We start from the raw sequence: 13,418 nt of genomic DNA, 5'->3' as shown, positions 1-13,418 counted from the left end.
TGGAATAAGAAAGGACTTCATGAAACGTCTGCTGCTAACTGCGGTTCTCACCGTATTGATGATCGCCGAAGTTCACGCCGAGTCCTTCACTATCTCTGATATTCGCGTCAATGGCCTCCAGCGGGTCTCCGCGGGTAGCGTCTTTGGTGCTTTGCCGTTGAACGTCGGTGAACAGGCGGATGATCATCGCCTGGTGGAATCCACTCGTGCGTTGTTCAAAACCGGTTTCTTTCAAGATATCCAGCTGGGCCGCGATGGCAACGTCCTGGTTATTACTGTAGTCGAGCGTCCGTCGGTCGCCAGTATCGAGATCGAAGGTAACAAGGCGATTTCCACTGAGGACCTGATGAAGGGCCTCAAGCAGTCCGGTCTGGCCGAAGGCGAGATCTTCCAGCGCGCGACCCTTGAAGGTGTACGTAACGAGCTGCAGCGCCAGTACGTCGCTCAGGGTCGCTACTCCGCCACCGTCGACACCGAAGTGGTACCGCAACCGCGCAACCGCGTCGGTTTGAAGGTCAACATCAACGAAGGCACCGTTGCCGCTATCCAGCACATCAACGTGGTGGGCAACACGGTCTTCCCGGATGAAGACCTGATCGACCTGTTCGAACTCAAGACAACCAACTGGTTGTCGTTCTTCAAGAACGACGACAAGTATGCTCGTGAAAAACTGTCCGGTGACCTGGAGCGTCTGCGTTCCTACTACCTGGACCGTGGCTATATCAACATGGATATCGCTTCGACCCAGGTGTCCATCACTCCGGACAAAAAGCACGTCTATATCACCGTCAACATCAACGAAGGCGACAAGTACACCGTTCGTGATGTCAAGTTGAGCGGCGACCTGAAGGTTCCAGAGGATCAGGTCAAGTCCCTGCTCCTGGTGCAGAAAGGCCAGGTGTTCTCGCGCAAGCTGATGACCACTACGTCCGAGCTGATCACCCGTCGTCTGGGTAACGAGGGTTACACCTTCGCCAACGTCAACGGCGTGCCGCAGCCTCATGATGAAGACCACACCGTAGACATCACCTTCGCTGTGGATCCGGGCAAGCGTGCCTACGTCAACCGCATCAACTTCCGCGGCAACACCAAGTCCGAGGACGAAGTGCTGCGCCGTGAAATGCGTCAGATGGAAGGCGGTTGGGCGTCGACTTACCTGATCGATCAATCCAAGACACGTCTGGAGCGACTGGGCTTCTTCAAGGAAGTCAACGTTGAGACGCCGGCCGTACCTGGCGTCGATGACCAGGTGGATGTGAACTACAGCGTTGAAGAACAAGCGTCCGGTTCGATTACCGCCAGCGTCGGTTTTGCCCAGAGTGCCGGTCTGATCCTCGGTGGTTCGATCACCCAGAACAACTTCCTCGGTACCGGTAACAAGGTCAGCATCGGCTTGACCCGCAGCCAATATCAAAGTCGCTATAACTTCGGTTATGTCGACCCGTACTGGACCGCTGATGGTGTGAGCCTGGGTTACAACGCCTTCTATCGCACCACCGACTACAAAGACCTTGATGTCAACGTAGCCAGCTACGCCGTTGACAGCCTGGGAGCGGGCGTCAGCGTCGGTTATCCAATCAGCGAGACGTCGCGTCTGACCTTCGGATTGACTGCGCAACAAGACAAGATCAAGACGGGTCTTTACACCGTCGACGAAATTTTCGACTTCGTTAACCAGCAAGGTGATCAGTACCTGAACTTCAAGGCCTCGGCCGGTTGGTCCGAGTCCACATTGAACAAAGGCGTACTGGCGACCCGTGGTCATTCCCAAAGCCTGACTGCGGAAGCGACAACACCGGGCAGCGATTTGTCGTTCTTTAAACTGGATTACCGCGGTCAATTGTTCCAGCCGTTGTCTGAAAACTACACCATGCGCCTGCACACCGAACTGGGTTATGGCGATGGTTACGGTTCCACTGATGGCTTGCCGTTCTATGAAAACTACTATGCTGGTGGTTTCAACTCGGTTCGTGGCTTCAAGGACAGCACTTTGGGGCCTCGCAGTACCCCGAGCCGGGGCGTGAACCCGGGAACCGCAGTCGATCCAGACCAGGATCCATTGCCGTTTGGTGGTAACGTCCTGATTCAGGGTGGTGTAGAAGTTCTGTTCCCGTTGCCGTTCGTGAAAGACCAGCGTTCGTTGCGCACCTCGGTATTCTGGGATGTGGGTAACGTGTTCGATTCGACCTGCAAGCAGAGCACCAATGCCGATGGCTCGAAGTCCAACACTCAATGTAACGACGTCAGCCTGAGCAATATGGCCAGTTCTGTGGGTGTTGGTGTGACTTGGGTTACCGCCCTTGGTCCGTTGAGCTTCGCGTTAGCGATGCCAGTTAAAAAGCCGGACAGCAATGCCGAGACTCAAGTGTTCCAATTCTCCCTCGGCCAGACGTTCTAAGCGTCTGACCCAAGATAACGACAATGGATTTTGTAGGAGTGCATCGTGCGTAAGTTGACTCAATTGGTTCTCCTGGCTTCCGTACTGGTAGCAGGCCCGGCATTCGCCGACATGAAAATCGCCGTTCTGAACTATCAGATGGCCCTGCTGGAATCCGATGCGGCCAAGAAGTACGCCGTGGATGCCGAGAAAAAATTCGGTCCTCAACTGACCAAGCTCAAGACACTGGAAAGCAGTGCCAAGGGTATTCAGGATCGTCTGATGGCCGGTGGCGACAAAATGCAGCAGGGCGAGCGTGAGCGTCTGGAGCTTGAATTCAAGCAAAAGGCTCGTGACTTCCAGTTCCAGTCCAAGGAACTGAACGAAGCCAAAGCCGTTGCCGATCGTGAAATGCTGAAGCAGCTCAAGCCGAAACTGGACAGCGCTGTGGAAGAAGTCATCAAGAAAGGTGCTTTTGACCTGGTCTTCGAGCGTGGCGCAGTGATTGATGTCAAACCTCAGTACGACATCACGCGCCAGGTTATCGAGCGCATGAATCAGCTGAAGTAATCCATGACTGCGACTATCAAACTCGGCCAACTGGCCGAGTTCCTCGGTGCCACGTTACGTGGCGACGCGGAGAAGGCAATTACTGGGCTAGCCACCTTGCAGGAGGCTGGCCCAACTCAGTTGAGCTTTCTCGCAAATCCCCAATACCGTAAATACCTGGCAGGCAGCCAGGCTGCAGCCTTGTTGCTGAAAGCCGCTGATGCTGAGGGGTTTGCCGGTAATGTGCTGGTGGTGCCTGATCCATACGCCGCCTACGCGCGCATTTCGCACCTGTTCGATCCCAAGCCCAAGGCGGCCGCCGGTATTCATCCGACCGCAGTCATTGCGGCGGACGCGGTGGTCGATCCGGCGGCGAGTATCGGAGCCTTCGTAGTCATCGAGAGCGGAGCGCAAGTTGCCGCGGGGACAACCATTGGCGCGCACTGTTTCATCGGTGCTCGTAGCGTCATTGGCGAAGGTGGCTGGCTCGCTCCGCGCGTCACGCTGTATCACGACGTGCGCATCGGCAAACGAGTGGTCATTCAGTCGGGTGCCGTACTCGGTGGCGAAGGCTTTGGTTTTGCCAACGAAAAGGGTATCTGGCAGAAAATTGCCCAGATCGGGGGCGTTCTGGTCGGTGACGACGTGGAAATTGGTGTGAATACTGCCATCGACCGCGGCGCGCTCGCCGATACCATCATCGGTAACGGCGTTAAGCTCGACAACCAGATTCAGATCGCCCACAACGTCCAGATTGGTGATCACACGGCCATGGCCGCGTGCGTGGGAATTTCCGGCAGCACCAAAATCGGCAAGCATTGCATGCTCGCCGGTGGCGTAGGGCTGGTGGGACATATCGATATTTGCGACAACGTTTTCATTACCGGAATGACCATGGTGACTCACTCGATCACCGAGTCAGGTTCCTATTCTTCCGGTACGGCAATGCAGCCTGCGGCCGAGTGGCGCAAAAGCGCGGCCCGTATCCGTCAGCTCGATGACATCGCACGGCGTCTGCGACAGCTGGAAAAGCAAGTAGGGGAAGTGACCCCTGACGGTAATGCTTCTTCAGATGGCTGATACCATTTCCATATCAAATGTGCGCAGCCGCTAGACTGTGTCCTTGATTTGCTAGAGGAGTGCGCGTAAGTCGCGCGCTCCCAATCTTTACATAGGCTTCCCCCCGAAATGATGGACATCAACGAGATTCGCGAATACCTGCCTCACCGTTACCCGTTCCTGCTGGTGGACCGGGTCGTGGATCTGGATGTGGAAGGCAAGCGCATTCGCGCCTACAAGAATGTCAGCATCAACGAACCTTTCTTCAATGGTCACTTTCCGGCGCATCCGATCATGCCGGGCGTGCTGATCATCGAAGCGATGGCTCAGGCTGCCGGGATCCTTGGTTTCAAGATGCTCGACGTGAAACCGGCCGATGGCACCCTTTATTACTTCGTCGGTTCCGACAAGCTACGCTTCCGCCAGCCGGTGTTGCCGGGTGATCAGTTGATTCTTGAAGCCAAGTTCATCAGCTGCAAGCGTCAGATCTGGAAGTTCGAGTGCCAGGCTTCGGTCGACGGCAAGCCAGTCTGCTCAGCTGAAATCATCTGCGCGGAACGTAAACTATGAGTTTGATTGACCCTCGCGCAATCATCGATCCGACGGCCGTCCTGGCTGACGGTGTCGAGGTCGGGCCGTGGTCGATCATCGGCGCAGGTGTGGAAATCGGCGAGGGGACGGTCATCGGGCCGCACGTGATTCTTAAGGGCCCAACCCGAATCGGTAAGCACAACCGCATCTATCAGTTCTCCTCGGTAGGTGAAGACACGCCTGATCTGAAGTACAAGGGCGAAGAAACTCGCCTGGTGATCGGTGACCACAATGTCATTCGCGAAGGCGTGACCATTCACCGTGGAACCATTCAGGATCGTTCGGAAACCACCCTGGGCGATCACAACCTGATCATGGCCTATGCCCACATCGGTCACGACAGCGTCATCGGAAACCACTGCATTCTGGTCAACAACACCGCACTTGCCGGTCATGTGCATGTTGAAGACTGGGCGATCCTGTCCGGATTTACCCTGGTTCACCAGTATTGCCACATTGGTGCCCACAGCTTTTCCGGCATGGGTACCGCCATCGGCAAGGACGTTCCCGCGTTCGTTACGGTGTTCGGCAATCCGGCCGAAGCCCGTAGCATGAACTTCGAAGGCATGCGCCGTCGCGGTTTCAGCGAAGAAGCGATCCACGCCCTGCGTCGTGCCTACAAGGTGGTCTATCGCCAGGGCCTGACGGTTGAACAAGCACTCGCCGAACTGGCCGAACCTTCGGAGCAATTCCCGGAAGTTGCGGTGTTCCGTGACTCCATCCAGTCTTCGACTCGCGGCATCACCCGCTAATCATGGTCAATCTGCGTATTGCGCTGGTGGCGGGTGAGGCTTCCGGTGACATTCTGGGCGCGGGCCTGATGCGTGCGCTCAAGGCTCAACACCCGGCAATCGAGTTCATCGGTGTCGGTGGTCCGCTGATGCAGGCTGAAGGCTTGACCTCATACTTCCCGATGGAGCGCCTGTCGGTCATGGGCCTGGTGGAGGTGCTTGGCCGATTGCGCGAACTGCTGGCACGACGCAAGAAACTGGTCGCGGACCTGATCGCCGCGAAGCCGGATGTGTTCATCGGAATCGATGCCCCGGACTTCAATCTCAATATTGAACTCAAGCTGCGTCAGGCCGGGATCAAGACCGTGCATTACGTCAGTCCGTCGGTCTGGGCTTGGCGACAGAAGCGTGTGCTGAAGATTCGTGAAGGTTGCGACCTGATGCTGACGCTGTTTCCGTTCGAAGCAAAATTTTATGAAGAGAAGGGCGTGCCAGTGCGGTTTGTCGGGCACACCCTGGCCGATGCCATTCCGCTCGAGGCCGACCGTGCCGCAGCGCGGGCCGAGCTTGGATTGCCTGACGGGCCCTTGGTCGCGCTGATGCCCGGCAGTCGCGGCGGCGAAGTGGGCCGTCTCGGTGCATTGTTTCTCGACACGGCCCAACGCCTGCGGGCACTGCGTCCGGGCGTGCGGTTTGTCTTGCCGTGTGCCAACCCGCAGCGTCGCGCGCAGCTTGAAGAGCTGTTGGTCGGCCGCGATCTGCCGCTGACCTTGCTCGATGGCAAATCCCACCTGGCCCTGGCCGCGTGTAACGCAGTGCTGATCGCGTCCGGAACGGCAACGCTTGAAGCCCTGTTGTACAAACGCCCAATGGTGGTCGCTTATCGCTTGGCGCCGCTGACGTTCTGGATTCTCAAGCGGATGGTGAAAAGCCCCTACGTCTCCTTGCCGAACCTGCTGGCCCAGCGACTGCTGGTGCCCGAGTTGCTGCAAGACGATGCGACGGTCGAAGCGCTGGCCCAGACCCTGTCGCCGCTGATCGAGGGTGGGGAAGAGCAAACTCGCGGTTTTGACGAAATCCACCGTACCTTGCGTCTGGATGCCTCTAATCAGGCGGCGGATGCGGTGCTGAACCTGATCGGCCAAGTACAATGAGTAAAACAAGCATGCAGATGGGGCTGGATTTCACCTTGGTCGCTGAAGTGGAAGAGTTGGTTGCCGGTGTCGACGAGGTCGGTCGCGGCCCGCTCTGTGGCGCCGTGGTGACTGCGGCTGTGATCCTCGATCCGAACCGTCCGATTCTCGGTTTGAATGACTCCAAGAAGCTCACCGAAGCTCGCCGCGAAAAACTCTACGATGAAATCTGCGAGAAAGCCCTGAGCTGGTGCATCGCCCGCGCGGAAGTCGAAGAGATCGACGAACTGAACATCCTCCATGCCACCATGCTGGCCATGCAGCGCGCGGTAGCGGGGCTGCACATCCAGCCGAAACTGGCGATGATCGACGGGAATCGTTGCCCGAAATTGCCGATGCGCGCCGAAGCGGTGGTGCAGGGCGATGGCAAGGTGCCAGCCATCGCGGCTGCATCGATTCTGGCCAAGGTCAGTCGTGACCGTGAAATGGCTGCGTTCGAGTTGATTTATCCCGGCTACGGCATTGGCGGGCACAAAGGTTACCCGACGCCAGTCCATCTTGAAGCGCTCGCTCGTCTGGGACCGACCCCGATCCATCGGCGTTCGTTTGCCCCGGTGCGCCTGGCGTATGAGGCACGGGAACGCCTGATCGAGAGTTAGCGGCAAGGCTGATTTTTTTTGCCAAGGCCCGGTACAATCCGGGCCTTGTTGTCTTCACGTTTCTAGTTTCTAGACAGGATCACTATGCCGGCTTCATTCGTTCATCTACGCCTGCACACTGAATATTCCCTGGTCGACGGTCTGGTGCGGATCAAGCCGCTGGTCAAGACCCTGGTCGGCATGAACATGCCTGCCGTTGCGGTCACCGATCAGAACAACATGTGTTCCCTGGTCAAGTTCTATAAAGCCGCCATGGGTGCCGGGATCAAGCCGATCTGTGGCGCCGACCTGTGGTTGTCGAACAAGGATCCGGACAATCCGCTGAGCCGGATCAGCCTGCTGGTGATGAACGCCGAAGGTTATCGCAACCTCACCGAGCTGATTTCCCGCGGCTTTATCGACGGCCAGCGCAACGGTTCGATCATCATCGAGCGCGAGTGGGTCGCTGAAGCCAGCGCAGGCTTGATCATGCTGTCGGCGGCGAAAGAAGGCGAGATCGGCCAGGCGATGCTCAGTGGCAACCCTGACGAAGCCGAAACCCTGGCGCGTGAATGGATGGAGGTGTTTCCGGACCGCTTCTATCTGGAAATCCAGCGTACCAATCGCCCCAACGACGAAGAGCAACTGCACGGTGCCGTGGCGCTGGCCGAGAAAATCGGTGCGCCGCTGGTGGCGACCAACGATGTGCGCTTCATCAAGCAGGAAGATTTCGCCGCCCACGAAACCCGCGTTTGCATCGGTGAGGGCCGCGCCCTCGACGATCCGCGGCGTTCGAAGAATTACAGCGATCAGCAGTACCTCAAAAGCGCCGAGGAAATGGCCGAGCTGTTCAGCGATATTCCCGAAGCGCTGGAAAACACGGTCGAGATCGCCAAACGCTGCAACATCGAAGTCAAGCTGGGCACGCACTTCCTGCCCAACTTCCCGATTCCCGATGGCATGACCATCGACGAGTATTTCCGCAAGGTTTCCTTCGACGGTTTGGAGGAGCGTCTCGCGGTCCTGCTGCCCAAGGACACCACTGAAGACTACGAGGCCAAGCGTCAGGTTTATGTCGACCGGCTGAATTTCGAGCTGGATATCATCATCCAGATGGGATTCCCCGGTTACTTCCTGATCGTGATGGACTTTATCCAGTGGGCCAAGAATAACGGTGTGCCGGTGGGGCCGGGCCGTGGATCGGGTGCCGGATCGCTGGTGGCCTATGTGCAGAAGATCACCGATCTCGACCCGCTGGAATATGACCTGCTGTTCGAACGTTTCCTTAACCCGGAACGGGTCTCCATGCCCGACTTCGACGTCGACTTCTGCATGGACGGTCGCGATCGGGTGATCGACTATGTGGCCGAAAAATACGGCCGCAACGCGGTAAGCCAGATCATCACCTTCGGTTCCATGGCGGCAAAAGCCGTGGTGCGCGACGTGGCGCGGGTGCAGGGCAAGTCTTACGGCCTGGCGGATCGTCTGTCGAAGATGATTCCGTTCGAAGTCGGCATGACCCTGGAAAAGGCTTACGAACAGGAAGAAATCCTGCGTGACTTCATCAAGGTCGATGAAGAAGCCGCCGAAATCTGGGAGATGGCCCGCAAGCTCGAAGGTGTGGTGCGTAACGTCGGCAAGCACGCCGGTGGTGTGGTGATCGCTCCGACCAAATTGACCGATTTCTCGCCGATCTATTGCGACGAAGCGGGCGATGGCCTGGTGACCCAGTTCGACAAGGACGACGTTGAAGCCGCTGGTCTGGTGAAGTTCGACTTCCTCGGCCTGCGGACCTTGACGATCATCGACTGGGCCCTGAAAACCATCAACCGCGACCGCGCCAAGGTCAACGAGCCGCCGCTGGACATTGCGTTCATCCCGCTGGACGACAAGCCGACGTACACGCTGCTGCAAAAAGCCGAAACCACGGCGGTGTTCCAACTCGAATCCCGCGGCATGAAAGAGCTGATCAAGAAGCTCAAGCCCGACTGCCTGGAAGACTTGATCGCACTGGTGGCCCTGTTCCGTCCCGGCCCGCTGCAATCGGGCATGGTGGACGACTTCATCAACCGTAAACACGGTCGTGCCGAACTGGCGTACCCGCACTCGGATTACCAGTACGAAGGCCTCAAGCCCGTATTGGCGCCGACTTACGGCATCATCCTGTATCAGGAACAGGTGATGCAGATTGCTCAGGTCATGGCCGGCTACACCCTCGGCGGTGCGGACATGCTGCGTCGGGCGATGGGTAAGAAAAAGCCGGAAGAAATGGCCAAGCAGCGTGGCGGCTTCATTGAAGGTTGCGCCACCAACAATATCGATGCCGACCTGGCCGGTAACATCTTCGACCTGGTGGAAAAGTTCGCCGGTTACGGCTTCAACAAATCCCACTCTGCGGCTTATGGGCTGGTCTCATACCAGACAGCATGGCTCAAGGCGCACTACCCGGCGCCGTTCATGGCGGCGGTGCTTTCGGCGGATATGCACAACACCGACAAGGTCGTGACCTTGATCGAGGAAGTGCGCACGATGAAGCTGCGCCTCGACGCACCGGATGTGAACACCTCAGAGTTCAAGTTCACGGTGAACGACGAAGGCCGGATCATTTACGGATTGGGCGCGATCAAGGGCGTGGGCGAGGGGCCGGTCGAAGCGATCACCGAAGCGCGTCAGGACGGCCCGTTCAAGGATCTGTTCGATTTCTGCGCCCGGGTCGACCTCAAGCGCATCAACAAACGCACCCTCGACGGCTTGATCCGCAGCGGAGCGCTGGATCGTCTTGGCCCGTACTTCCACGATGAGCCGAAGGCTTATCAAGCCAATATCGACCGTAATCGTGCCGTCCTGCTGACCGCGATGGAAGAGGCGATCAAGGCTGCCGAGCAGACTGCCCGTACCCACGACAGTGGCCATGCCGATCTGTTTGGCGGTCTGTTCGTCGAAGAAGATGCCGATGTTTACGCCAACCATCGCAGAGCCAAGGAACTGACCCTCAAGGAGCGGCTGAAGGGGGAAAAAGATACCCTGGGCCTGTACCTGACCGGTCACCCGATCGACGAGTACGAAGGGGAAATACGCCGTTTTGCCCGTCAGCGCATCATCGATCTCAAGCCTGCGCGCGATACCCAGACGGTCGCCGGCATGATCATCGCCCTGCGGGTGATGAAGAACAAAAAGGGCGACAAGATGGGGTTCATCACCCTAGACGACCGTTCCGGGCGGATCGAGGCGTCGTTGTTTGCCGATGCGTTCCATTCCGCGCAATCGCTGTTGCAGACTGATGCAATGGTGGTAGTCGAAGGCGAAGTCAGCAACGATGACTTCTCCGGCGGCCTGCGGTTGCGGGTCAAGCGGGTGATGAGCATGGAAGATGCGCGTACCAACCTGGCTGAGAGCCTGCGCCTGAAGTTGCACGCGAAAGATTTGAAAGGTGATCAGCTACGCTGGCTGGGTGAGCTGCTCAAGCGTCACCGTGGTGCGTGCCCGATCACCATGGACTACACCAGTCCCGATGCGAAAGCCTTGCTGCAGTTCGGCGAAGGCTGGCGAATCGATCCGGCGGATGCGTTGATTCAAGCCCTGCGTGACCAGTTCGGGCGAGACAACGTCTTCCTCCAATACCGTTGACGGTCAGGGCTGTTGGATGGCCCTGGCCTTGACCTGAATTTTTAATCTCGACCTGAACGCGCCTGTCCCTTAAGGTAGGGCGCGAATAGACAACCGGCCGGCCCAAGCTCTCTTGGACGTCGACCCAAGACGGACGCCTATGAACCCGAATTTTCTAGATTTCGAACAGCCGATCGCCGACCTGCAAGCCAAGATCGAAGAGTTGCGCTTGGTCGGTAATGACAATTCGCTGAATATCGGCGATGAGATCTCCCGCCTGCAGGATAAAAGCAGCACCCTGACCGAAGACATCTTCGGCAAGCTGACCAGCTGGCAGATCGCGCGTCTGGCGCGTCACCCGCGTCGCCCTTACACCCTGGACTACATCGAACACATCTTCACCGAGTTCGATGAGTTGCACGGCGACCGCCACTTCTCCGACGACGCCGCCATCGTAGGCGGTATCGCCCGTCTGGATGACCAGCCAGTGATGGTGATCGGTCACCAGAAAGGCCGTGAAGTGCGCGAGAAGGTTCGCCGCAACTTCGGCATGCCGCGTCCGGAAGGCTACCGCAAGGCCTGCCGCCTGATGGAAATGGCCGAACGCTTCAAGATGCCGATCCTGACCTTCATCGACACGCCGGGCGCTTACCCTGGCATCGACGCCGAAGAGCGCAACCAGAGCGAAGCCATTGCCTGGAACCTGCGTGTCATGGCCCGCCTGAAAACCCCAATCATCGCCACCGTGATCGGCGAAGGTGGATCCGGTGGTGCTTTGGCGATCGGCGTTTGCGATCAGTTGAACATGTTGCAGTACTCGACCTATGCGGTGATCTCGCCGGAAGGTTGCGCTTCGATTCTGTGGAAAACCGCCGAGAAAGCACCGGACGCCGCTGAAGCCATGGGTATCACCGCCGAGCGCCTGAAAGGCCTGGGCATCGTGGACAAAGTGATCAGCGAGCCTTTGGGCGGTGCGCACCGTGATCCAGCGGCGGCAGCTGCCAATATCCGTGCCGAGCTGAGCTCGCAACTGGCGATGCTGAAGAAGCTCGACAACAAGGCGCTGCTGGCCCGTCGTTACGAGCGTCTGATGAGCTACGGTCTCTGATCTGACCGCGCTGTTCGCTCTAACCTGTGGGAGCGAGCCGGCTCGCGATGAGGCTTAACATTCAACCAATCCGTTGTCTGTTATACCGCTATCGCGAGCAAGCTCGCTCCCACATTTGATTTGTGTGAATGAAGGATATGAGCCAGTCCAATAGTGATCTGCCAACCAGACTTCTCCTGAATCTCGCCCCCTGGCGCAACGCCAAAACCTGGCGCATCGCTTTCTCCGGCGGTCTTGACTCCACTGTCCTGCTACACCTTCTCGCAACACTCGCGAAAACCGAATCCCTGCCGCCATTAAGTGCCATTCATGTTCATCATGGTCTTCAGGCTGTCGCTGAAGCCTGGCCGGACCATTGTCGGTCAATGTGCGCGGCGCTGGACGTACCGTTGCAGGTTGTCCGTGTGCAAGTGCAGCCCGGCGCCAGTCTTGAGCGAGCGGCCCGGGATGCCCGTTATGGCGCGTTCGTCGAGGTTACCGGGGTCAACGACGTTCTGTTGACCGGCCAGCATCGTGATGATCAGGCCGAAACCCTGCTTTTCCGTTTGTTGCGTGGGGCCGGGGTGCGAGGTCTGTCGGGAATGCCTCGCCAGCGTCGGCTGGGTAACGGCTATCTGTTACGGCCCCTGCTGGAGGCGACTCGCGCCGTTCTGGAAGCCTATGCGGCCGAGCATCAATTGAGCTGGATCCAAGATCCTTCCAACCAGGATCGACATTTCTCGCGCAACTACCTGCGTCATCAAGTGTTCCCCGCATTGACCGCGCGGTGGCCGCAGGCAACCGCGACCATGGTCCGCAGCGCTGCGCACCTGAGCGAAGCGCAGGGATTGCTCGACGACCTGGCACAAATGGATCTGCTCGACGCCAGCACGGACAGTCCTTTCGAGTGGCTCAAGTTGCCATCGCTGGAGCTGGCATCACTGCAGAAACTCTCCGCGGCGCGTCAACGCAATGCGCTTGGCCATTGGCTCGAGTCGCTCACAGGACTACCGGACACCGACCATTGGTCGGGTTGGCAAGATTTACGCGATGCGGCGGCTGATGCCCGTCCGGTCTGGCGCTTGGCCGATGGCGAATTGCATCGGGCTGGCGGCCGCATCTGGTGGCTGAGCGGCCACTGGTTGCGCGCTTGCCCCGCTGTCGGAGCATGGCTGGAGCCAGCGTCTCCCTTGGCCTTGCCCGAAAATGGAGTGCTGAAAATCACCGGGACAATCCCGGAGGGCCCGCTGCATATCCGCTATCGTGAAGGAGGAGAAGTGATGGAATTGCCAGGTCGAGGGCATCGCGACCTGAAGCGTTTGCTCAACGAAAGCGCTTTACCGTTGTTCGTGCGCGGCAGATTGCCGCTGCTGTTCAAAGGTCAGCAATTGCTGGCGGTGGCGAACCTGCCGGGGCTCGATGGCGATGCGGCGGGAAGCTGGAAATTACATTGGCAGCCGCCTGACGAGGATCAAGGTTTGAGATGAAAGGGGCTTTCCGGTAGACTACGCTCCCTTCTTGATACAACTTCTGTGGATTCGCCTGAATTGCAGGAGTTGCCGATTACCAAGCAGTCTTTGCTGGGCGATTCCAAAAAATGTGTAGCGAGCAACGTACCGGTGTTTCATCTTCCGGTCTGTCCCAACG

10 protein-coding genes are annotated in these 13,418 nt (G+C 58.1%); all 10 read left to right on the top strand.

The window, feature by feature from the left end; genetic code table 11:
- The first annotated feature begins 19 nt into the window (after nucleotides 1-19).
- The 10 genes from bamA (at nucleotide 20) to tilS (ending at nucleotide 13,258) form a co-directional block, all read left to right on the top strand.
- Nucleotides 20-2,398, top strand: a complete 2,379-nt coding sequence (gene bamA / locus ACX3YF_RS00950) for an outer membrane protein assembly factor BamA (protein ID WP_130209686.1) — start codon at nucleotides 20-22, stop codon at nucleotides 2,396-2,398.
- A gap of 45 nt (nucleotides 2,399-2,443) precedes the next feature.
- Nucleotides 2,444-2,947 (top strand): OmpH/Skp family outer membrane protein, encoded by a 504-nt coding sequence (locus ACX3YF_RS00945; RefSeq protein ID WP_007990260.1) that lies wholly within the window; start codon nucleotides 2,444-2,446, stop codon nucleotides 2,945-2,947.
- Between the two features lie 3 nt (nucleotides 2,948-2,950).
- Nucleotides 2,951-4,006, top strand: a complete 1,056-nt coding sequence (gene lpxD / locus ACX3YF_RS00940; protein WP_130209688.1) for a UDP-3-O-(3-hydroxymyristoyl)glucosamine N-acyltransferase — start codon at nucleotides 2,951-2,953, stop codon at nucleotides 4,004-4,006.
- A gap of 108 nt (nucleotides 4,007-4,114) precedes the next feature.
- Nucleotides 4,115-4,555: a 3-hydroxyacyl-ACP dehydratase FabZ gene (gene fabZ, locus ACX3YF_RS00935; RefSeq protein ID WP_007940511.1), complete on the top strand. Its 441-nt coding sequence runs from the start codon at nucleotides 4,115-4,117 to the stop codon at nucleotides 4,553-4,555.
- The gene (lpxA, locus tag ACX3YF_RS00930; RefSeq protein WP_458973294.1) at nucleotides 4,552-5,328 is read left to right on the top strand and encodes an acyl-ACP--UDP-N-acetylglucosamine O-acyltransferase; all 777 of its coding nucleotides are present in this window, start codon (nucleotides 4,552-4,554) and stop codon (nucleotides 5,326-5,328) included. Before fabZ ends, lpxA begins: the two co-directional genes overlap by 4 nt.
- A gap of 2 nt (nucleotides 5,329-5,330) precedes the next feature.
- The gene (lpxB, locus tag ACX3YF_RS00925; protein ID WP_130209692.1) at nucleotides 5,331-6,461 is read left to right on the top strand and encodes a lipid-A-disaccharide synthase; all 1,131 of its coding nucleotides are present in this window, start codon (nucleotides 5,331-5,333) and stop codon (nucleotides 6,459-6,461) included.
- An 11-nt stretch (nucleotides 6,462-6,472) separates the two neighbouring features.
- Nucleotides 6,473-7,099, top strand: a complete 627-nt coding sequence (gene rnhB / locus ACX3YF_RS00920) for a ribonuclease HII (protein ID WP_047526329.1) — start codon at nucleotides 6,473-6,475, stop codon at nucleotides 7,097-7,099.
- A gap of 84 nt (nucleotides 7,100-7,183) precedes the next feature.
- Nucleotides 7,184-10,705 (top strand): DNA polymerase III subunit alpha, encoded by a 3,522-nt coding sequence (gene dnaE, locus ACX3YF_RS00915; protein WP_130209694.1) that lies wholly within the window; start codon nucleotides 7,184-7,186, stop codon nucleotides 10,703-10,705.
- 139 nt (nucleotides 10,706-10,844) lie between these two features.
- Nucleotides 10,845-11,792, top strand: a complete 948-nt coding sequence (locus ACX3YF_RS00910; RefSeq protein WP_130209696.1) for an acetyl-CoA carboxylase carboxyltransferase subunit alpha — start codon at nucleotides 10,845-10,847, stop codon at nucleotides 11,790-11,792.
- A 137-nt stretch (nucleotides 11,793-11,929) separates the two neighbouring features.
- Nucleotides 11,930-13,258, top strand: coding sequence for a tRNA lysidine(34) synthetase TilS (gene tilS, locus ACX3YF_RS00905; RefSeq protein ID WP_458973293.1), 1,329 nt, complete (start codon nucleotides 11,930-11,932; stop codon nucleotides 13,256-13,258).
- Nucleotides 13,259-13,418 lie beyond the last annotated feature (160 nt).

The sequence above is a fragment of the Pseudomonas fluorescens group sp. PF-69 genome (genome assembly GCF_054481235.1).
Note: the sequence above shows the minus strand (reverse complement) of the source record. Positions and strands in the feature narration are given on the sequence as shown.